Origin of the sequence: Allofournierella massiliensis (genome assembly GCF_004345265.1) — a bacterium.
GTDB lineage: Bacteria > Bacillota > Clostridia > Oscillospirales > Ruminococcaceae > Allofournierella > Allofournierella massiliensis.
Genome location: NZ_SLUM01000005.1, coordinates 62,147 through 82,848, shown reverse-complemented (window position 1 = coordinate 82,848; position 20,702 = coordinate 62,147). Strand labels below are relative to the sequence as shown.

The window sequence follows — 20,702 nt, the reverse complement described above, 5'->3', positions numbered from 1 at the left end:
GCTTTCAGGATTTCAAGGCAATCGCCGGTATGAATGATGTCAAGCTCTATAAAAACCAGCTCCTTTCTTCGGATTTGAGCGCATATCAGTCGGAGTAATACTCGTCCGGCTCGTAGTCCTCGTCTTCCATGAAGTCCTCGTCGAGATCGTCAATCTCGTCTGCCCAACGGTCGAAGATTTCCTCGGCTTCCTTCGCCGCCTCACGATAGAGGCTCAGGCGGTTCTTCTCAAAGGCGGCAAAGGCGGGGACGAACTTGCTGAACTCGCGGATTGCCTTCACATCCTGCGTGCGCATATCTGCGACGCACTGAATGATTTCGGACATCGTGAGCAGATCGTCGATCATCAGCTCATACTTGTCCTTGGGGATAGATACGGCTTCATCATCCGCCGCGTCAGCGAAAGGGGTATTCTCGTCGCTGTTGCAGCACTTGGGAACATCAATCTTGAAGTAGAAACCGATCATATCCACAGATACCTTGGTCATAATCTGACGCGCCTCCTTGACCTTTTCGTCGATGTCCTCCCTCACATGGAGGTAGGCGCGATGATGCTTCTTGAGATCGCTTTCCAGTCGGATCAGATCGGTCAGCTCCCACAGAGCCTTAAACAGCGCGGAGGTGTTCTCTCCGTATTCGATAGCGTCCGCATAGGGAATGGTAATCATCTTGTTGTTCATATTCAAAAATCCTCCTATCAGTTCTGTACGGTTTCTTCGGGTTTGGTGGTCATGATGCGGTAGAGCTGGGTGTCCTTCGGGAAATCGTCCTTGAAGGGAACGATGGTCGAGCCATAGAAGATCAGCCCCTCACCGGCGTTGGAATTGGTGATGTAGTTCTGCTGGCTGGGCGAGATGTTCAGCGCCTTCGAGAGAATCTGCCGGTCGCCGGATGCCTGATTCAGAAGGTAGACAAAATCTGAGTTTTCAAAGATGTTCTCTACCTCGCGGGACGCAAGCAGATCCTTGACGTTCTGCGTGATGCCGGTCGGGATGCCGCCCCACTTTCTGAAACGCTTCCAGATTTCCACGCTGTATGCGGCGGTCTGTTCCTCTTTCAGCAAAAGGTGGAACTCGTCCATGTAGTAGCGCGTTGCCTTGTGCTGGGCGCGGTTGAGGGTAACTCTGTTCCACACCTGATCCTGCACAATCAGCATACCGAGCTTTTTGAGCTGCTTGCCGAGTTCGCGGATGTCATAGCAGACAAAGCGGTTGTTGACATCCACATTCGTTCTGTGATTGAAGACGTTCAGAGAGCCGTGAACATAGATTTCAAGGGCAGTTGCAATGCGCTGTGCCTCCGGCTCCTTCTGATTTCTCAGAATGTTGTAGAGGTCTTCGAGGATTGGCATTTTCTCCGGTTTGGGGTCTGCAAGAAACTCCTGATAGACCATGCGAACACTGCGGTCAATGATGGTCTTCTCAACCGGCTGCAAGCCGTCCTTGCCGCCGACAATCAGCTCACACATGGAGAGGATGAAGTCGGATTTCAACGTCAGCGGGTTTTCCTCTTCGGAGTAGTTCGTGTTGATGTCCAGCGGATTGATGTAATCCGTGCTGACCGGCGAGATGCGGATGACCTGACCGCCGAGCTTCTGCACGAGGGGGAAATACTCGGCTTCGGGGTCGCAGACGATGATGTCATCCTCCGTGATGAGGAAGGCGTTCGTCATTTCGCGCTTGGCAGAGAAGGACTTACCGGAACCGGGTGTACCCAAGATCAGCCCGTTGGGGTTTTTGAGCTGCTTGCGGTCAACCATGATCATGTTGTTGGACAGCGCGTTCAGCCCGTAGTAGAGAGCTTCGCCGCCCTGAAAAAGCTCCTGCGTGGTGAACGGCACGAAAACCGCCGTGCTGGAAGTGGTCAGCCCGCGTTCGATCTCCACCTGATTGACGCCGATAGGCAGAGAGGACATCAGCCCTTCCTCCTGCTGAAAGTCAAGACGCTTGAGCGCACAGTTATACTTTTGGGCAATGGCGGCGGTCTGGAACACCGCATTTTCGAGCTTCTGGCGATTGGTTGCCGTATTCATGATGAGGATGGTCACGAGGAACAGTCTCTCGTTGCGGGTCTGGAGATCCTGCAACAGACGCTTTGCCTCGCCGCCGAAGGTAGCGAGATCGGACGGGATGATGTCCATGTCGTAGCCGGAGCGGACTGCTTTTTTCTGTTCCTCGATCTTCATTTTGTCGAGGTCGGTGATCTTCGACTTGATACTCTTGATTGCCTTTGCCTGGTCAATCGTCCGGATATGAAAATTGACCGTGATGTTGCTGTCCATCTCAAGGAAGTCGGCAAGCATACGGTCATTGAGTTCCGGCGCGAGGATTTGCAGGAAACTCGCCGCGCCGATGGTTTTGCCCATCTTGAAGCACTTGCCTTCACGGAAGTCAAAGGAAGTGGGCGCGATGAAGTCCTTTGTGCTGAGTCCCGTCCGGGCAACCATATCGAAGGAAAAGCGGAACGGCTCATTGGTGTCCATGTTAAACACATCATGAAGCACTTTCAGCCGTTCATAACCAGACAGCGGCTCGGTTCTCACACCGAGGGTTTTGAAGTTGTTGAGAATGTCGGTTTCAATGCGTTCGAGCTTCGGCTTTGCCGTGCGGAGGGAGTCTGCCTCAATGCCGAAGGTGATGTACTTCCTCTTGACCAGTCCGTTGTTGCCCTTGGTGAGCTGGTTTTGCAGCATACCGGAATACTCGGAGCGGATGTCGTTGAAGGCGTCCTCCTGTGCCGGAATGTTGATGCGCTTGCGGAACTCATTGAGGCTTGCCTTCTGATTGATGAAGGAGAGCTGGACGAAGATCGAGCTGTCGAAGTAGTTCAGAAAGTCGCACCATGCTTCAAAGATGGCAGTTTTGTCCTCGTTCTGCGCAAGCTGGTAGTTGATGTCCTCAAAGGCGATGGATTTCGTGTAGAGGCGGCTATTTACCTTGCAGATACCGTCGCGGCACATTTCCACATAGGGAATGGTCTGCTGGGCGGACTTGCGGACTTTCTTTGCCTTCCTGTCCTTTTTCTTCTGCGTGACGATCCGCTTTTTTTCCTGAGCGGAAAGGGCGTTGCCGTAAACGACGCCGTTTTTGACCGTCATCTTAGGCTTTGCCTTTACTGTGCTGTTGTTCAAGCTGCAATTCCTCCTGTTCTTTGATTTTCTGCTGAATCTCAGCGTAGAGATTGTTTGTGCGATAGGGGCGCACCTTGTCCCGGATAAACATGGACTGTACGATGTGGTACAGATACTTTTCGGCGGGCTGACCGTCCTTCTCGTAAAGCGCGAAGAAGATGAACGGGAGCATGATCACCACCATCAGCATTGCCGCCGTAGACAAGTCGAGATGCGCCTTCGCCAGAAAGAAGATCGGGACGCCGACCGCCGCAGCGATGGAAAAACAAATGAGCTGCCGCTTGGTCAGGTTGAACATGACCTTCGTTTTGACGCGGTTAAGGTCCTTCGGGACCGGAACAAATGCCATTGACTGTTTCCTCCTTTCTAAGCTGCTTTTCATAGCGCAGCTTCATTTGTGCGGGATATTGATCCTCCTTCGGTTGACGCTTGCCCGTCCAGCGAAGCCCACCCGCTTTGCCTTGACAAATCCAGCCGGAAGCCCGAAGGCTTGCACCGTTTTCGCTTTCCAGCGTGTAGGTGATGATGTGCTTATAGCCCATAGCCGCAGCAGCTCTTGCCGCCGCACCGTAGAGAAAGCTGCAAGCGTTCTTCGCCCCGTTGGTGCATAGCCTTGTAACCTCCAATGTGAAGCCGTCATCCAGATACCGGCTGACGGGACGCCCGGCGATGATTACACCGACCAGTTCACCGTCTGCTTCACAGCCGATGGAAAACTTGTGACCGGCAACCGGCTTGTGATGTCGGTGATACTTCCGGACATACTCGTTGGCGTCACGAAGAGAGATGGGTTTTAGCCGCAGCATGGTGCTTCCTCCATAGGAAGATGAGCCGTGCATTCGACCTCGTTGCCCCAAACGTCCCAGCCTTCGGGAGACTGACGGGCAAAAAGCTCTACGCGGGGAAGGTCTCCCATGAGCCGAACAATGCGCTTCCGCGCCTCATCCGGCTTTTTGGAATGCTCTTCGATGTGGCTGAGGATGACCTGACGCACACCGGCGTCAACTCGCTTCGGATGTCCCTTTGTGGCGAGGATGCAGATTTCGGCGTTCGCCCTTGTCCAGTACCCCATGCCGGTGAAGAGATCGTCGTTCCTGCGGTTTTGCTTCACCCATACAAAAGCTACGGTCTTATAGGAAAATCCCCATGCCGTCAGCACTTCGAGTGCTTCACAGAGGCACGGGAACGTGATCCAGAGGAACAGAGCGCAGTCCTTGGCGGCAAGCTCACCAACCGGAAGCGCCTTGATGTCCTCAATGCACATTGTCGGGTAGTGGCTTTCTGCCGACCGTCCCTGCCCCTTCTTGGAGTAAGTCCGATACGCCCAAGGGGGATCGGCGTAGATGATGCTGTACTTCTTCATGCTGCCGACCTCCTTAGTGCGCATGGAAGATGGATTTTGCGAGGCTTCCGGTCTTGAACAGCGAGAAGCACAGAATGACCGTGTACGCTGCCACAGAGAACAGAGCCGAATGAATGTTGTCTGCGATGATCATGCCGTTGATCAGCACTGCATAGATGCCGACGCAGACCATGATGAGAAAGCCCTGAAATGCCAGAGCGAACAAGCCTTTCAGATAGTTCGTGCCGATGCTGCCCCATTCGCGGTTGCTCATGGTTGCGATGGGAATAGGCGCAATGCTCACGGTGCAGTAAATCTCAATCATGCGCCCGTAGAGAATAACCGTAATGAGGATCGCCATGATTTTGAGGCACAGGCTGATCAGGAGCGTTTCTATCGACAGTCCGAGCAGTTCTCCGACGCCCATGTTCTCCATGCCGGTACGCATCTGCGCAATCGTCGCGTCAATGTCAATGCTCGTGTTGCCGTGGATTACTCCTGCTGCACCGGAAACTACGTTCTGCCCGATGTCGAATACTGCCATCACGATGTCAAACGTGTGTGTTACGAGATAGATCGCCACAGCCGCCTTGAAAAACCACTTGAAGAACATCCATGTGTCCATGTCGTGAAGGTTGTTTTTCTCGGTGATCATAGAAATCAGCTCGTAGCACAAAACGAAGGTGATGATGATACCAGCGATGGGGACTATCACGTTTTCAGATAGTCCCCGGATCATCTGGTACACGCCGCCGTTCCAGCCGGACGGTGTTTGCCCAACTTCGGCGGCAATCGTTCCTACCTTCTCGTTGACATCGGTGAACATATTGGTCAGGTTGCTCTCGATCCATCCGATCAGCATATCCTTGAGAGCTTGTTCGATCTTTTCTAAAATGCTGCCCAATATTTCACCACCCTTCGGTTAAGCTGGGCTTGCCGTGGATTAGCCGAACAAACCGGAGAGCAGGGGGATGAGGGTCGTGCCGATCAGCACCACACCGCCGCCAGCCATGAGCTGCTTGATACCCTGAGATTTAGCCGCAGGATTATCGTTGCCGTAGCCTTCCATGAGGTTGACAACTCCCCACACCGCAAGACCCGCACCGAGGGCGATAACAAGCGTCTGGAGAACCGTAACTGCCTGATTGATAAATGCCATACTTGAATTTCCTCCTTAAATCGTTGGTGAATTGTGAAGGGCGAGTGCCTTTTCCGGCACCCGCCCCGATGGTTACTTCTGCGCGGCTGCCGGATTAACCGAACAGACCGGAGAGCAGAGGAATGAGGGTCGTACCGATCAGCACCACACCACCGCCAGCCATGAGCTGCTTGATGCCCTGAGACTTGGCGCCGGGGTTGTCGTTGCCGTAGCCTTCCATGAGGTTGACAACACCCCACACTGCGAGACCTGCGCCGAGGGCGATAACGAGCGTCTGAAGAACCGTGACAGCCTGATTGATAAAAGCCATAGATTTTCCTCCTTGAATCGATGAAAGTTGAGTGTGTTTTTTTGAAAATGGGCATAAAAAAAGATGCCCCGTCGCTGTTCTGCTTTGGGATGAGCCATCAGGCTTTACCCACTGCGCAGTGCAGCGACGGGGCTTTAATCTGCATCGACCTCGCCCATATCATAGAGGTCGAATGTGTCATCGGGCTTGACTACCAGCTTGTGCTGCCGGTACTTCTCGATGTCAAAGGCGTTCCGCTTGTTATAGTCGGAGAGCTGCCGGTACTTTGGATGCTTCGTAATGTCGTATTTGTTACTGAGAAAAGGTCTCACGCCTCGAAGCTGCAAAATACACTTTGCTCCGTCCATGACGGCGATCTCATCCTGAGACATCAGTTCCTTGCCGGTTTTCTGATAATTCAAGCCATAGGAGTTGTTGTTGGAACGGGTTTCTGAGGTGTTGTAAAGGTCGATTGTCTCCTTACCCAGCACCTCGCTGATTTCCTTGAGGGTCGATTTCTCCTTGCCGCCAAGAAAAAGTGTGCAGTCACAGTTGCCCGTGATGGTGTCAGCCGCATCCTTGTAGATGGTCTTGAGCTGAGACTGGGACTGCAAGATGATTGACGCCGAGATTTCCCGGCTTCGGATGGTGGCGATGAGCTTATCAAACTTCGGGATTTGACCGATGTTCGCAAACTCATCCAGCAGACAGCGCACATGGACGGGAAGCCGTCCGTTGTAAACGTCATCTGCCTTGTCGCAGAGAAGGTTGAAGAGCTGGGAATACATGATTGCCACGACGAAATTGAAGGTGTCATCGGTATCGGAAATGATGACGAACAGCGCCGTCTTCCGGTCTCCGATGGTGTCCAGCTCCATCTCATCGTAACTCATCAGCTCCCGCAGCTCTGCGATGTCGAAGGGCGCAAGCCTTGCACCGCAGGAAATCAAAATCGACTTCGCGGTTTTGCCAGCCGCCAGCTTGTACTTGCGGTATTGCTTGACCGCAAAGTGGTCAGGGTCGCGGGCTTCCAGCTCGTCGAACATGACATCCACAGGGTTCTTGAAGGTCTCATCGTCCTCTCTGGCTTCCGAGGCATTGATCATTTCGAGCAGGGTAGTAAAGTTTTTCTCGTGATCGGGTGCCTCATACCAGATGTAGCCGATGAGAGCTGTGTAGTAGAGCTTTTCCGCCTTCACCCAAAAATCTTCGCCGGACTTATCGCCATCTCCCTTCGTATTGACGATGATCGTATTGACCAGCTTGAGGATGTCCTTCTCGCTGCGGATGTACGCGAATGGGTTGTAGTGCATGGATTTATTGAAATTGATGGTGTTCAGCGACTTGATGACGTAGCCTCCCTTTTCAAGCATTTTGCCGCACTCCACCAGCACCGTACCCTTCGGGTCAGTCACAACGTAGCTGCTGTGCATCTGCATCAGGTTAGGTTTGACGAAAAAGCGCGTCTTGCCTGAGCCGGAACCGCCGATGACGAGGATATTTTTGTTGCGGGCGTATTTTGGCTGCTTCGGGCGGCTGTTCATGGTCAGGAACTCCGTCTGCGTCAGAATGACATTGTTGGAGAACTCTGGGTCCATGTACGGCTTAATGTCCTCCGGTTTGCCCCAGCGGGCAGATCCGTATTCTTCGCCCTGCCGGAACTTCTTGCGGTTTTTGCCCTTGACGTAGACCGCCAGCTTGAGCAACACTCCAGCCGACAGACCGATGAGAAGATCGACGGGATGAAAGCTGGGCAGCGGATTTGCAAAGGCAGAGCCGAACACGGCAAAGCCGTTTGTCAGCTTGTCGATGAACTCTGTGCCGGGGGCGAGACGAAACACGGCGGCGATCTTATCCGCGAAGTAGAAGGCGAAGACATACGGAAGGTTCAGAAGAATGAGTTTCTTCACATCGGGTTTGTTCACAGCTCCACACCCCGATCCTTGGTCTTGACCTTGACCTTCTCTTTGTGTTGTGCCTTGCTCTGGGCTTTCTCATGATCCAGCTTGTGCCGGATGGACGGCTGTTCCTTCTGCTTGACGGTTTTGGCGGAGAACTCCTTGAACGCGGCGGTCATAACATCAACGTCCCGTCCCTTGAAGAAGACAAGATAGCTGGGCGGCTCAACGGAAACGTCCTTCTTGAGCGCAAAGTCCAGACCGTATTTGCTGGCAGTCCGCTCAAAGGACTTGATGTTGCCGTCCGTCACTTCGATGTTGGAGATGGCGGCGTTCTGGCTCATCAGATGCTTGATGGACTGCTTGCCGCGATAGGCTTTGGGCTGCTGCATCTGCTTCTGTGCCTTCTCAATTTCCTGAACGAACTTGTCCAGCGCCTTTTTCAGTACCTCGGCAGAGATTTTGCCGCCCTTGATCATGATTGCAACAACTTTGGTGTTGACTTCATCCTGCATTGCAGTGATACCTCCTTTCCTTGGAATGATTGTGGGAATGCTGCATCAGCTAAGGCGGCACAATCCGGCGATAGATGATTTTCATTTGCAATGTCCTCCTTTCCGAGCAATGCTCACGATGGTATTCAATAAAAAGTATCTTCACAAAGGCTATAATCGTAGGTCTTGGGCTTCTTTGACTCTGCTGATCTGTCCTGCCCGTAGAAATCATGGTTGACAAGCGCAGAGTAATAATTGTCTATCGTCAGAGAGGCGTTATACAGAGCGGTCAACAGGTACGCCCGGATATTGCGGATGTCTGACGGATTCTTGTTCATTGCTTCCAGAACGTACTCAATGTGGCTGCTATTCAGTTTGAGAAAGCGGGACTTGACCACTTGCTGCGGCATATCCTCGCCGTTGATACGGATGGTCGGAGCGGTAGAGCAGACAGCATCCAGCATGATGTCCATGATCTCCCGGAAGCGGTCTTTATCGAACTTCGGATCCTGACAGAGAATGTCGTAATCAAGATTCTCTTTGATAATCTCTTCATACTCGCTTCGCTCATCCATCCTGTCCATCCCATCAAGATTGATGGATTGATAGTTCTTTGAGAGAGTATTTCTTTCTTGGGTAATTACTTGATTAGTATTTATTTGTGCGGACTTATCCCCGCGTGGATTATCCACATCTGGCTTCTCCACACATGGATTTTCCGTGTGTGGCATTTCCTGTTCTGGCGTGGACTCCTGCGGCTCTTCGTATATCTCAAAGATTGTACTGCTCATCCTGCCTTTACCGTCTCTCTGCCGGTGCCTGACGAGGTAGCCGTGTTTTTCAAGCTCACGAAGCGCGGAGAGAATGGCATCCGGACCTTCCTTGCAGATTGCGGAAAGTCCCTTGGTGGAGAACTTCCAGCCGTCATTGAATGAGAGCATCTTTGAGAGAAGCCCGACTGCCTTGAGTGACAGGCTCTTGTCGCGGAGGTGAAAGTTCGCCATGACCGTATAGCCGCGATTCTTGTTTACGCGATAGACTGCCACAGAAATCACCTTGCCATCTTGGGAAGCAGCTCTTCGGCGCACTTTTTCTGGAACTTCACTCGGATGACCTCCTTGCCCTTCGGCGTGAAGTAGGTCTGAGAACCGGTGTAGCAGTACGTCACGAAATCGCGGACGATGAACAGTCCGGCATTGCTGTCCTTGTTGTAGGGAAGAAGCTGCCCGGAGGGAGAGCGGAACAGGTACTTCTCCCTGAGAAGAAACTGGACGAACTTGCGCTCCGGGATTTTCAGTTCCTTCGCCGTCGTTCGGATATTGGTGCAGTCATCCGGATTGATGAAGGCGTCGTAGTAATCAGCTTTAGGCTTCGCTGTGTTCAGCTCACACTCAAGAGCCTTCACACGATTCTTTTCCAGAATCAACGCCTGAGCAAACTCCACAATGACCGCCGGTTCCTTCTGAATACGTTCCAGAAGGGAGTCCGTCATGTAGCCGCCTGTCTTGCGGATGGTGGGGACAACTTCATCGAACAGCCAGTGTTCAAACTTCTCAGCAGCAGGGAGTTTGCTGTGAACAATCAGTCGGTAAACATCGCCCTCCGGTATATAGGAAAGGGACTGCATACCACCGCTTGTAAGGGTGTCCCGTTTTAGGACACCCTTGCAGTGATCAATAATTGCCTTTCCGGGTCGGGCATATCCAAGTGCTTTCGCAATATCTGAACCGCAGAACAGGAGTGTTTCCCCTTCGAGGATCGTTCGCACCTCACCGAACTGTTCATTCTTGAAGACTTCGATTTTGTTATCCATGACTGACTTCCTTTCCGGCAGCAGATGTGCCACTTTGATTTTTGAGGGTTGAAACGGGATTGCAGCAGTAAGGACACTCTGCAAACACGCAGGATTGATATTTCCAGTGAGGACGGTGAAAGCGGCAGCTTCGGCACTCAGGGAGAATGCCATCCGCGCCGCTGTCAAAATGCTCAAAGCCGGGTGTGGTCTGCATCAGCAATTCCAGTGCTTGCAGATCACCGGCTGTCATGCGTTTCATACTTAAAAACTCCTTTCCTTCGCCGCATCGCCAGCAAATATTCCGGCTTTTGGGCAACAAAAAAAGAGGGTTTGCTTCTTACTCCAAATTGGAGAAGAAACAAACCCTCTTCGTTTACGATGTAGTTCAGATTATTTCTCGGATGGTATGAATGACACCGAGCAGCAGCCCGATGAAGAAGGCAAGTCCTCCGATAAGACCGCCTATGATTAAGTTCAATGCGAAGATGCCGACTGAGCCGGAGATACCGTAGCCGCTGGGAACGAGCCAGAGGCACATCCTCCGGATGCCGAACGGTAATCCAACGCAGATCCACATAAGAAAGTAGTCGCATACGCCGTCAGGCATATAGATCGGCTTGAGAAATGACGCGAGGCAGAACGCAAGCGCGATTGGAAGCAGAACCTCCTTCAAGAAGACTTTGATAGCACCCACTATATCCTCCTTCTGCCGGAAGTGTGCAGCAGCACCCTCCGGCTTGCTTGATTATTGTGAAAGTCCTTTGTTTTCGGTCAAAAAAAGAAGGGACTAAGCCAGAATGCCTTGGTTTTCAAGGTCTTTCTGATTTAGTCCTATTATCGCACAATAATCCTTGACAATGACCGTACCCACTTTCCCGGCTTCAATGTCTGCAAGCATGGCTTGAAAACCGGGTCTTTGAAAGTTCGCGCCGGAATAGCCGTCGTCAGTGTACCAGCGCAGGTTGGTAAAGCCATTTTGTTTTGCAAAGGCTTCGAGTATCCGTTTTTGGTTCGATATGGAATTACTCTCGCCTTGCAATTCGTCCTCATGGGACAATCTCGGATAAAGGGCGGTAATGAGGTTTTGGGTGGCTTGTCTTAACATAAAATCCTCCGTTTCCGACAGCCAGCCCCACTATTCCGTGGTTTCATTGTACCACGGAACAGGGCTGGTTGTATAGCGGCAAAAGTGTCAAATCTGCTTCTTTACAGCTTGTCAAATCGCCGGTTTTTGTGTAGCAATCAACGACTATATCCGATTGGCAGTAGCCGCATTGAATGGTTTATGATATACTTTTCTATAATTCCACAATGAAAAGAGGTCTGTTATGAAAACTCGTGAAACAATCATTCGCCGGTGGTTTGATATGTGGCTGCAAAAGAAAGATTTGGGTATAGCCGAGATGTTTTCAGATAATGCCACCTACATTGAAAGCTGGGGGCCGGAATATCACGGCTCTGCAAAAATCAAACTTTGGTTTGACGAATGGAATACCCGTGGCACTGTGCTTCAATGGGACATAAAGCAGTTCTTCCACAAAGCCAATCAAACTATGGTTGAATGGTACTTCAAAAATCAGATGAACGACGGAAAGGTTGAAGCCTTTGACGGGATTTCCCTTGTTGAATGGACAAATGATGATAAAATCCTGTTTCTCAAAGAGTTTGGTTGCAACATCAATAACTATGACCCTTATCAAAATGGCGCTGTTCCGCAATTTAAGGGCGAAACTTCTCCGTGGTTCTAAAATCCGTGTTTAGAAGCCTATTTACAGCGGCCAAGCTCCCCGGCATGGCCGCTTTCCTCATGCTCCGGCTCACGCCGGATAAGTAGGCTCCTGTGTAGCAGCGGCTTCCGCTTCCAGTACCCGCGCCATTTTGTCGGCGGCGGTGGTGGTCGTGTCTTTCTTGAAATAGCCGGACACGACAAGGACGGAATTGCCCATGCGGATTTCCGTCACGCAGTCGGGGCGGCGGGCGGTGCGGGTGTCGTGCTTCTTGTTATCTGCCATAGGCAATACTCCTTTCAGTCGGTAATCAGTTTCTTCATGCTCTCCATTTTCCGCTGCGCGGTTTCCTGCCGGAAGTTGTCGCCGGTAAAGCGTACCGGGACACACATGGAAAGCAGCCGGTCATAAATCCGGGAATGGGCGGTGTCCTCCGGGTTGTGCAGGTCGTCCAGCGTGAGGTTGGTCGTGACGATCAGCGGCCTGCCGCTGCGGTAACGGCTGTCAATCACATTGAAAACCTGTTCCAGCCCGTATTCCGTCCCGCGCTCCATGCCAAAATCGTCAAGGATAAGCAGCGGATAGCGGCAAAGGCGGGAAATGTATTCGTTCCTGCCCTCGAAGCTGGCGGCAAGGTCGTTGAGGATAAGGGCAAAGTTCGTCATGTGGACGGGGATTTCTTTCTCCATGAGGGCGTTTGCGATACAGCCCGCAAGGTAGCTTTTCCCGGTTCCCACGCCGCCCCAGAACAGGCAGCCGATATTGTCTGTCCGCATATCTTCCCAATGCTCCACATACCGGCGGGCAAGCCCGGTCTGCGGGTTCCTGCCGTTGTCGTTCTCAAAAGTCCAGTCCCGCATGGTGGGGTCGGTAAAGCCCCGGCGTTTCAGTTCTTCTACGGTGTCAAGGTGCCTGCGCCGCTTCTCGGCGGCTTCCCGTTCCTCGCGGGCGGCTTTCTGGCAGACGCACTCTGCCGGGTGGCGGTCACGGCCAAAGATAGCGGCCTTATCCGGCGCAAAATAGGCTTCTTTCGGCTTGCGGCACTTGCCGCAGTACAGTAAACCGTCCTCGCCGGTGTAATCCTCCGGCTCCGGGGTGGCAGCCGTCATATTCTCCAAAACAGCGTTGATTTCGTTCTTCATAAACTCTCGCCCTCCTTGCATGAGTAGTCTGGTATGCCCTTTTTCGGGGCTTTCCTGGCTGCGTCCTCCTGCGCCCATTTGTAGATTGTGGCGGCATGGCTGCGGTATCGCTTGCCGCTGGACGCGATATGGCAGGATAGCCGGTCAATGTAGTAGTTCCACTTGTCGGGCAGGTCTGCTTTCAGCCCGTCCAGTTCTGATTGCGAAAGAAAGACATTTTCATACCGGCCATAGGCGGCGCGGGCGGGCTGTCCCGTATCTAACTCTCGCTCTCTCTCTTTTTCTATCTCTATCTCTTTCTCTATCTCTATCTCTGGTGGACAAATGTCCGCTTGATATGGTGGACATTTGTCCGCCCCGGCCTTTGGCAAGGCTTTCTGTTCCTGCAAAGCCAGCCTTGCCCGCCGTTTCCGCTCCCCCTCGGTAGAGGATTGGCCGATAAGCAGTTCAATGTTGCTCATATACAGCGCGCCGTTCTGTAACGGCTCCACAAGCCCCAGCTTCATAAAAATCTGCAAAGCCCGTTCTACGGTGCCGACTTGCTGGCGGGTAATGGTGGCAATCATCTGCGCGGAGTAGGGGATATTTTCATCAAGCTGCAACTTCCCGCCGTTTTTCAGCGATTTCAGGTACAGTTTCAAGAGGATGTTGGAATAGAGGATGCCGTCCTGCATACTTTCCAGCAGCACGATAGCGTCCTCGTCAAAGTAATTCTCTTTCAGCTTGAGGTAGTAGTATTTTCGGTTGTCTGACATGGTTCCTCCTTGGGGTGGATTTGGGGCGTTTGTACGCATTTAGGACGGCGTTTCCGGGGGAAAAGGATAAATGTATCGCGAACCCTTTGACACCCACGAAAAAAGCCTTGATTTATGCGGGTTTGAAAGGCTCTAAAGCGTGACATTTATGCCTTTGTTTCCGCTTTCGCTCGGCGGCTTTGAGTTTCTTCATGCGTCCGGCGCAGCCGGGGCAGTATTTTCCCCGGTTGGATTTTGGGACAAAGGCCGCGCCGCAGACGGCGCACCGTTTCCGGCTCCCCCGGTACAAGAGGGCTGCGGCCAGTTCCCCGTCAAGGGGCAGGACAGCCACACGGAACCAGCGGCACATGAGGGAAAAGGAAATGCTCTGGACGCACACGCAAGGCTCCCCGTCGTCCAACAGCAGGCAGTTCCCCTCGTCGTAGTTACAGCACTCATGCACCAGCCGCCGCGCCCGCCGGTGCTGGCGGTAGTCCATGCGGGGCAGCTTATCGCTCATGGCTCTGCTCCTTTCTGCGGCGGGGTTCCTCCCGGCGCAAAATCTGGTCGATATTCCGCTTGACGGTCTGCAACTCCGTGTACCGCTGTTTCTGTTCGTGGTAGGTGTTATACAGGCCGGATTTCTTGGAAACAAGCTGCTCGATCTCGTCCTGCAACGCTTTTCGGGCGGGCAGCTTGGTAATGCCATGCTCCCGGAAGTACCGGGCGGCTGCGTCGGCTATAATAAAGTCGCTCTCATGCGCCTGCCGGTATGCGGCGCGGGCTTTCTCGGATTTCTGCGCTTTCAGCCCGTCGCGGGCGGGCTTGGTCTTGGCGTAAGCAAGTACCTGTTGCTGCAACTCCTTTTTCCCTTGCAGCTTGGTTTCCAGTGCTTTCAGTTCGCTGCTGGTCTGGCGCATTTCCTGATAGGCGGTATCAACGGCGGCTTCTAACTGCTCCGGGGAAGTGAAGCCGTATTCCTGATACACATTCAGCGTCGCGGCCATTTGTTTGAGGTTGTGCATGGTCGCCCAGCGTTCATAGCCCCGGCCTTTGCCCTCGGCTTTCTTCTGCTCAATGTCCACAAGCCGCTGTACATTCGGAGCGGTTTGAGGGGCTTTTGTGGGCTGTATGTCGGTTTTCCCATGCCGGGGATATTCGGGTATAGCCGCGGCCTTTTCTGCGGCTCTGGCGGCGTTCCGCTCCAAAACGGCAAGGACAGCGGCGCGGTCAAAATCGTCGCCCAGCTTGCGGGCGGTAATGGGCTTTGTCCTGTCCGGCGTGAGATAGGATAGCCGCCCCCGGCTCTCCTTAACGGTCACACCCTCCCGCAGCAGCAGAGAAGAAAACTCGTCAAAGCTGGCAGCGGTGGCAAGGGCTTTCCGTAGGGTCTGCCGCAGCTTCTCCTTGTTCGTTTCAAACTTGGTCTGCCGGGGCGTGATACCGCCTGCAATCATGGGGGCGTTCTGCTTGTCCAGTGCGGCCTGTCCCTTTTTCTGCGCCCAATATTCCCGGTCTGTGACACGGTTCTTGCTGCCGTTCAAGAGGTCGATTTGGTAAAGTCCTTCCCGGTGGCACATCTCCATGACCTCGGACTTGAAGTAGCGTAGGGCTGCGTCGGTGCAGCGGTGCTTGCACCCGGCTTTCGTGTCCGCTGGCCTGTCCATGTAGGGCAGGAACGGCACTTCCTCTATCCGCAGGCTGTTAATGACGATATGCACATGGATGTTGCCGCTGTGGTTATGCCCGTCCGGGTGGGTGCAGACAAGGGCCTGATGGCCGGGGAAATGCTCTTTACAGAATTGCTCCCCCAACGCCTGCGCCCGGTCTACGGTCAGGCCGTTGTCCGGCCCGTCCCGTGGGTCAAAGCTGATGATATAGTGGTGGCTCTTGATGTCCTCCCGTTTGCTGTTCTTGCCGTACCGCAGATTTGCCCGGATACATGACAGGGCAAAATCTTCCTCCCCGCAGTTCAGCGTGTCCAGCCGGTAGTCCTGCCGGGGAATGAGCCGCCCGGCTTCATCAAGGGTGGGTTTCATGGTAAACTCGTCATGCTCAAAGGTGAGATAGGCTTCGGCGGCTCCGTAGTCGGCATTTTTAGAGCTGATATGCTTGATCGTTGCCATAGGCTTCACCTATCACTTTCAGCACCTCGAATTTGAGGGCGGCAAGGTCGGAAACAGCGGCTCTCACCTCACTGGACAGGGCGTTGTAGGGTGCGCCGTATTCGTTGAGATACCGGGCGATCTGGTTCAGGTTGCTGCCGATTTTCCCGTACTGCGCCACAAGGGAAGATATGGCGGTGAGCATTTCTTCGCTGTGGGCAGTCACCCGGATAACAGGAGAAATCCGGCTGTAAAAAACGGCTTGCCGGATATACTCGGACTGGCTCATGGAGAGGGCGGCGCATTTGTCCTCAAAGGCTCTGCGCTCGTCCTCGGTCAGACGGGTCTTGACAACACATTTCCGCTTGGGGGTGTTGTAGGTTTTGTGTGGCATGGTGGCTCAACTCCTTTCAAACTGCAACGGACAATTTTTATCTAAAACACAAGTATTGGGGCAAGTTTTTTCAGCGGCGCAAGCCGCAAAAGGCGGGTTTGGGGTGGCAACCCCAACAAGTATCTGACCGGGGGACAAATGAGCGAAAAGCGAAATTTGGTACACTGGTCGATACTTGCTCTCCGTGACTGCAAACTTTCTCTCACTTCCGTCCGCCACTTTTTTGGAAAACTGCAACCACAAAAGTTTGTTTCTCTTTTTCTGCTACTACTAATCCTGTAAAGGGCATTCCTGCCCGCTTTCGCTAAAATGACACCGGACGCAGTGGTTTCTACCCGGTGTTGGAGAAATCCTTTCTCTTTGCCCTCTACTACGGGTAAATGCTCCAAATGCCAAACACCAGGGCAGAAAAATTCCCTCCTCGCTTACTACTACAACCGGCAGGGGGCAAAATGGCCGGGAGCGGAGCCGGACAACAAAAAAAGCAGTAAATCTTTTTCAAGACTTACTGCTTTCGCTGGCCGCGTCGGTGGCGGCTGGTATTCAGTTTTTATGACTTGTCCGGTGGTTCGTCAAGCCGGAACTTGAATTGACAGTCAATTAACCGCTGCTTTACATAGTCCTCCACCTCGGCGTTGACCTGCCCGTTCACTTTTGAGAAATAGCGGATATATCCGGCGTAGTGGAGCAGGACAGCGTTCACGGCTTCTGGGTCGCCCTCACGGGCTTTGAGGATTGTTTCATAGGGGAGAAGTCTACTCATACCGGCTCACCCCCATTTCTTCGCGTAGCCGCTGCAAGGCAAGCTGGATATGCCGCCCCGCTGTGCTGCGTGACCGGCCAATACACGCGCCGATCACGCGCTGCGGCTGGCGCAGAAAGTAATAGCGCAGGATTTCTTCCCGCGTCTGCTCCGGCAAAACAGAGATCGCGTCGGCAAGGGCGGCGTTGCAGAGCAGGACGGTCTGACCGCAGACGGTAAATGGGTATTCCTCGTCCGGCTCCGACGCGGCAAACTGGACAAACTTCTCGTTCATCAGATAGTCAAGGGAAACTTGCCGTTCCCATTGCCGTTTAAGCTTCAAAATCTTGTCCAAGGCGGCACAGCGGATAACAGTCTTGCAAAAGGCGTTGTACCTGCGCTGGATATATTCTTGATAGGCTATCTGGTCGGTCATGGAAATTCCCCTTTCTGAATAATAGTGCGGGGCGGTGGCACTTCTTGCTGTCGCCCCTTGATTGCCTACCAGCAAAGGCGGGCGGGGCTGTCAACGGCTGCGCATATGCGCCGTTCATCTTGACCGTTGACTGGCTCGGCTGGGTTTGCTATTTACCCGACAAACTTGAATTTATTTTAAGCTATCACGTTTTACCTTCTTAAGCCTTACTATCATTACCATAGGAATTTCTTTGTTGGTTTTAAAACATTCTTCATAAAATCCATCAATGACAAATCCAGCTCTAAAACAAAGGTTAAAAATATCTTGTATGGAACGATGATAATAAATCTGCTCTTTCGGTTGCCCTTCAATCGCTATATCATAGTAACTGTGCGGTGTCATATATTTTTCAGTCAACGTGACAAAACAAGGGTGTTGCGTTGCAAAGACAAAAATTCCGCTTTCCTGCAACAGTTCATAAACAGCCATAAGAAGTGGTTCAATATCCGTAATATCCATAATTGCCATATTAGAAACTGCTTTCGTAAAGGCTCGATTTCTTTTTAATTCTAATATACTTTTTCTATCGGTCGCATCCGCCACACAAAATTCAATTTGTTTTGCATATTGTGATTGCCGTCTTTTAGCCAATTCTATCATTTTTTTGCTGTAATCAAAAGCGACAACCGAAGCGCCTCTTTGTGCAAGATACGAAGAATAATTTCCATTGCCACACGCAATATCCAAAATGTAATCCGCAGGATTAGGAGATAGAAGTTCCGTTACTTTGGGACGCACTACCTCTCTGTGAAATTCATTAGATTCGTCACCCATTGCATTATCCCAAAATTGTGCGTTCTCCTCCCAGATTTTTTTACTTTCCTCTGTTCCCATGTTCTCTCCCACTCCCCAAATTTGCTTTTTTGCTTCCATTAAATCTTCCTTACTATATTCCATTGTTACCCTCCATAACTTCTGATTGTTGCCGTCTTGACGATTATGTATCTTTACATTACCTTCTGAAACATATGGCGCACCTTGTCCAGGCGGCTGTTTGGACGGCGGGGCTGGATGACCGGCTGACCGACAGCGGCCTGATATCCTTTCAGCTCTGTAAGGCATACGCTCCGCCCGTTGGTGTAAAAGGCCAGATCAGTACGGTATGCCTGTATACAGCGGGCGGGAATCTCGCCAGTAAAGACAACTTCATCCTTTTTTACCTGGGCCGTTTCGATGGTGGCACAGTATTTCGGTGCATCATGATAAGCCCTGGAAAGGTATTCCTGGGGCGCATAGAGGATGAAGGAGAGATAAGGTTCCAGCAGCTGCGTCCCCGATTCCTTCAATGCCTGTTCCAATACAATCGGGGCCAATGAGCGGAAGTCCGCCGGCGTGCTGACCGGACTGTAATAAAGCCCGTATTCAAAGCAAATCTTACAGTCCGTTACGTTCCAGCCGAACAAGCCCTGCTCCAGCCCGTAACGGATACCATCCCTGACAGCGTTTTGAAAACTCTGGTTCAAGTATCCCAGCGAAACCCGGCTCTCGTATTGTACACCGGAGCCAAGCGAGAGTGGTGTAACAGACAGTCCTATGGATGCCCAAAACGGGTTGGGCGGCACCTCGATATCGATGGTGTGGCTGGCTGCTTTGAGCGGCCGCTCCATATAAATGACGGAGGGTTCCTTTACCACTGTTTCAAGCTTGTATTTTTCCGACAGCAAAGCGGAAACAACCTCCAACTGCACCCGGCCCAAAAAAGAAAGAATGATCTCATGGGTGATGGAATCCACTTCGCAACGCAAAAGCGGGTCAGTATCCGCAAGTTGCGTAAGAGCGTCCAGCAGCCGTTCTCTTTGCGCTGCCGTTTTCGGCGCAATCGTCGTCCGCAGCATGGGGAGGGGGTCCTCGCGCCACCTTTTACGAGGGAGCCGGGTTTGATCCCCTAATACATCGTTTAACCTCACGCTGTCGCTGGGAAGGATAACAATTTCGCCCGGATAAGCGGTGTCTGTCCGAACAATTTCCCCTTTGGATGGAATACGCATCTCTGTGATTTTCAGCTTTTCTCTCCCGGCCAGGGCCACCGTATCCCGCAGGCGCAGCGTTCCGCTGTATAGCCGCAGATAGACACGCCGCTGGCCGCAATCGGTGTACTCAACCTTGAAAACGCTGCCGCATAGGGTGGCGCTCCCCTGTTCCCCAATCGGTTGGAACAGTCCTGTCACCGCATCCATCAACGGTTGAATGCCAAGGCCATTTTTGGCGCTGCCATGATAGACTGGGAACAGGGAGGCGTCTTGAACCCGCTGCTGTTCCTCCCGCGCAAGTTTTTCCCGGCTGATTGGTTCTCCTGCGATATACTTTTCCAATAATTCATCGTTATTTTCGATGACCGCATCCCATGCTTCTATGTCGGTATTTTCCTCCAGGACTATTTCCGGGGACAGCGACACCGTCTGCTTGATGATAATATCGGCGGAGAGCTTATCCCGAACAGACTGAACCACGCTCTGCAAATCAACGCCAGCCTGGTCGATCTTGTTGATAAAGATAACGGTGGGAATGTTCATTTTCCGCAGGGCATGGAACAGAATACGGGTCTGGGCCTGCACGCCATCTTTAGCGGAGATCACCAAGATGGCCCCATCTAAAACAGCCAAAGAGCGGTACACCTCCGCCAAAAAATCCATGTGGCCGGGCGTATCCACAATGTTAACTTTACATCTGTGCCACTGGAAGGAAGTGACTGCCGCTTGAATGGTAATCCCACGCTGCCGCTCCAAAAACATGGTGTCCGTCCTCGTTGTCCCTTTTTCGACGCTCCCCGGTTCTGAAATGGCTCCGCTGGCATATAGCAGGCTCTCCGTCAAGGTCGTCTTTCCAGCGTCTACATGGGCAAGAATTCCAATATTGATTATTTTCATGTGATTGTCCTCCCTTTACAGCCCCAAAGGGCATAAAAATCCCCAGCAGTAAAATACTTTTACCACTGGGGATTATAAGTTGCGGACATACACATATACAGCATACACCTGTTTGTGATTGCTGTTTTTGGGGATATGTCAAAATTGATAAGGCAAAAGTATTCTTAAATTGGGTACAAAAAACTAAGCCCCTACAAAAGGAGCTATCATAATCCTTTGTTCCCACTATTTGATTATAGTTTTATTTAAGAATACCTTGCCGCATATTTTTTACTCCTTTTCTGGATTAAATCATTGTATCACATCAGTTTTAGGAAAGCAAGTACCTAAAAGAAATTTTTCTTCCCCTTATATGTAACAATCATACCGGCTTCCTAGCGTTCAGAATGTTTTCTGCTGTCTGCTGT

25 protein-coding genes and 1 pseudogene are annotated in these 20,702 nt (G+C 52.1%); 1 reads left to right on the top strand and 25 read right to left on the bottom strand.

Annotated features, from left to right (window positions below; genetic code table 11):
* Nucleotides 1-85: 85 nt before the first annotated feature.
* The 15 genes and pseudogenes from EDD77_RS03950 to EDD77_RS03880 form a co-directional block, all read right to left on the bottom strand.
* Nucleotides 86-679: a hypothetical protein gene (locus EDD77_RS03950; RefSeq protein WP_058966963.1), complete on the bottom strand. Its 594-nt coding sequence runs from the start codon at nt 677-679 to the stop codon at nt 86-88.
* Between the two features lie 17 nt (nt 680-696).
* Nucleotides 697-3,096 carry a VirB4-like conjugal transfer ATPase, CD1110 family gene (locus EDD77_RS03945; protein ID WP_058966961.1) on the bottom strand — a complete coding sequence of 800 codons (2,400 nt, stop codon included), beginning with the start codon at nt 3,094-3,096 and terminating at the stop codon, nt 697-699.
* 1 nt (nt 3,097) lies between these two features.
* Nucleotides 3,098-3,478, bottom strand: a complete 381-nt coding sequence (locus tag EDD77_RS03940) for a PrgI family protein (RefSeq protein ID WP_005934790.1) — start codon at nt 3,476-3,478, stop codon at nt 3,098-3,100.
* Entirely contained in the window at nt 3,447-3,935 is a 489-nt protein-coding gene (locus tag EDD77_RS03935) for an XF1762 family protein (protein WP_058966960.1), read from the bottom strand. The genes EDD77_RS03940 and EDD77_RS03935 overlap by 32 nt, the downstream gene beginning before the upstream one ends.
* On the bottom strand, nt 3,923-4,516 hold the full coding sequence (locus EDD77_RS03930; RefSeq protein ID WP_082669689.1) for an MT-A70 family methyltransferase: 594 nt from the start codon (nt 4,514-4,516) through the stop codon (nt 3,923-3,925). Before EDD77_RS03930 ends, EDD77_RS03935 begins: the two co-directional genes overlap by 13 nt.
* A complete protein-coding gene (locus tag EDD77_RS03925; RefSeq protein ID WP_005934793.1) occupies nt 4,506-5,375 on the bottom strand; it encodes a VirB6/TrbL-like conjugal transfer protein, CD1112 family in 870 nt (289 codons plus the stop codon). The genes EDD77_RS03930 and EDD77_RS03925 overlap by 11 nt, the downstream gene beginning before the upstream one ends.
* A gap of 39 nt (nt 5,376-5,414) precedes the next feature.
* Nucleotides 5,415-5,630: a Maff2 family mobile element protein gene (locus EDD77_RS03920; RefSeq protein WP_058966956.1), complete on the bottom strand. Its 216-nt coding sequence runs from the start codon at nt 5,628-5,630 to the stop codon at nt 5,415-5,417.
* 94 nt (nt 5,631-5,724) lie between these two features.
* A complete protein-coding gene (locus tag EDD77_RS03915; RefSeq protein ID WP_005934794.1) occupies nt 5,725-5,940 on the bottom strand; it encodes a Maff2 family mobile element protein in 216 nt (71 codons plus the stop codon).
* 134 nt (nt 5,941-6,074) lie between these two features.
* Nucleotides 6,075-7,844: a VirD4-like conjugal transfer protein, CD1115 family gene (locus tag EDD77_RS03910; RefSeq protein WP_058966954.1), complete on the bottom strand. Its 1,770-nt coding sequence runs from the start codon at nt 7,842-7,844 to the stop codon at nt 6,075-6,077.
* On the bottom strand, nt 7,841-8,332 hold the full coding sequence (locus EDD77_RS03905) for a PcfB family protein (RefSeq protein WP_058966953.1): 492 nt from the start codon (nt 8,330-8,332) through the stop codon (nt 7,841-7,843). Before EDD77_RS03905 ends, EDD77_RS03910 begins: the two co-directional genes overlap by 4 nt.
* Nucleotides 8,333-8,457: 125 nt before the next feature.
* Complete coding sequence (locus EDD77_RS03900; RefSeq protein ID WP_058967232.1) at nt 8,458-9,366, bottom strand: DUF6017 domain-containing protein; 909 nt, start codon at nt 9,364-9,366, stop codon at nt 8,458-8,460.
* On the bottom strand, nt 9,363-10,124 hold the full coding sequence (locus tag EDD77_RS03895; RefSeq protein ID WP_058966951.1) for a phage antirepressor KilAC domain-containing protein: 762 nt from the start codon (nt 10,122-10,124) through the stop codon (nt 9,363-9,365). The genes EDD77_RS03900 and EDD77_RS03895 overlap by 4 nt, the downstream gene beginning before the upstream one ends.
* On the bottom strand, nt 10,117-10,365 hold the full coding sequence (locus tag EDD77_RS18425) for a hypothetical protein (protein WP_058966949.1): 249 nt from the start codon (nt 10,363-10,365) through the stop codon (nt 10,117-10,119). The genes EDD77_RS03895 and EDD77_RS18425 overlap by 8 nt, the downstream gene beginning before the upstream one ends.
* A 126-nt stretch (nt 10,366-10,491) precedes the next feature.
* On the bottom strand, nt 10,492-10,800 hold the full coding sequence (locus tag EDD77_RS03885) for a DUF6050 family protein (RefSeq protein WP_005934801.1): 309 nt from the start codon (nt 10,798-10,800) through the stop codon (nt 10,492-10,494).
* 153 nt (nt 10,801-10,953) lie between these two features.
* Nucleotides 10,954-11,211, bottom strand: a pseudogene (locus tag EDD77_RS03880) (recombinase family protein); the annotation flags it as partial.
* Nucleotides 11,212-11,434: 223 nt separating this feature from the next.
* Between EDD77_RS03880 and EDD77_RS03875 the strand changes: the two are divergent.
* Nucleotides 11,435-11,854, top strand: a complete 420-nt coding sequence (locus EDD77_RS03875) for a nuclear transport factor 2 family protein (protein WP_058966946.1) — start codon at nt 11,435-11,437, stop codon at nt 11,852-11,854.
* A 69-nt stretch (nt 11,855-11,923) separates the two neighbouring features.
* Here EDD77_RS03875 and EDD77_RS03870 read toward each other — a convergent pair whose 3' ends face one another.
* The 10 genes from EDD77_RS03870 to tet(W) all read right to left on the bottom strand — a co-directional run bounded on the left by EDD77_RS03870 (nt 11,924) and on the right by tet(W) (nt 20,295).
* Nucleotides 11,924-12,118, bottom strand: a complete 195-nt coding sequence (locus tag EDD77_RS03870; protein ID WP_058966944.1) for a transposon-encoded TnpW family protein — start codon at nt 12,116-12,118, stop codon at nt 11,924-11,926.
* A gap of 14 nt (nt 12,119-12,132) precedes the next feature.
* On the bottom strand, nt 12,133-12,975 hold the full coding sequence (locus EDD77_RS03865; protein WP_058966942.1) for an ATP-binding protein: 843 nt from the start codon (nt 12,973-12,975) through the stop codon (nt 12,133-12,135).
* Nucleotides 12,972-13,730 (bottom strand): phage replisome organizer N-terminal domain-containing protein, encoded by a 759-nt coding sequence (locus tag EDD77_RS03860; RefSeq protein ID WP_058966940.1) that lies wholly within the window; start codon nt 13,728-13,730, stop codon nt 12,972-12,974. The genes EDD77_RS03865 and EDD77_RS03860 overlap by 4 nt, the downstream gene beginning before the upstream one ends.
* Before the next feature lie 112 nt (nt 13,731-13,842).
* Nucleotides 13,843-14,229, bottom strand: a complete 387-nt coding sequence (locus tag EDD77_RS03855; protein ID WP_058966938.1) for a cysteine-rich VLP domain-containing protein — start codon at nt 14,227-14,229, stop codon at nt 13,843-13,845.
* Entirely contained in the window at nt 14,219-15,835 is a 1,617-nt protein-coding gene (locus EDD77_RS03850) for a relaxase/mobilization nuclease domain-containing protein (RefSeq protein ID WP_058966935.1), read from the bottom strand. The genes EDD77_RS03855 and EDD77_RS03850 overlap by 11 nt, the downstream gene beginning before the upstream one ends.
* Nucleotides 15,807-16,208, bottom strand: a complete 402-nt coding sequence (locus tag EDD77_RS03845) for a plasmid mobilization protein (RefSeq protein ID WP_008980720.1) — start codon at nt 16,206-16,208, stop codon at nt 15,807-15,809. The genes EDD77_RS03850 and EDD77_RS03845 overlap by 29 nt, the downstream gene beginning before the upstream one ends.
* Before the next feature lie 550 nt (nt 16,209-16,758).
* The gene (locus tag EDD77_RS03835) at nt 16,759-16,971 is read right to left on the bottom strand and encodes a helix-turn-helix domain-containing protein (protein WP_002586615.1); all 213 of its coding nucleotides are present in this window, start codon (nt 16,969-16,971) and stop codon (nt 16,759-16,761) included.
* Entirely contained in the window at nt 16,964-17,386 is a 423-nt protein-coding gene (locus tag EDD77_RS03830) for a sigma-70 RNA polymerase sigma factor region 4 domain-containing protein (RefSeq protein WP_002586616.1), read from the bottom strand. Before EDD77_RS03830 ends, EDD77_RS03835 begins: the two co-directional genes overlap by 8 nt.
* 171 nt (nt 17,387-17,557) lie before the next feature.
* Complete coding sequence (locus tag EDD77_RS03820; protein ID WP_002586626.1) at nt 17,558-18,325, bottom strand: class I SAM-dependent methyltransferase; 768 nt, start codon at nt 18,323-18,325, stop codon at nt 17,558-17,560.
* Between the two features lie 50 nt (nt 18,326-18,375).
* The gene (gene tet(W), locus EDD77_RS03815) at nt 18,376-20,295 is read right to left on the bottom strand and encodes a tetracycline resistance ribosomal protection protein Tet(W) (RefSeq protein WP_058966934.1); all 1,920 of its coding nucleotides are present in this window, start codon (nt 20,293-20,295) and stop codon (nt 18,376-18,378) included.
* Nucleotides 20,296-20,702 lie beyond the last annotated feature (407 nt).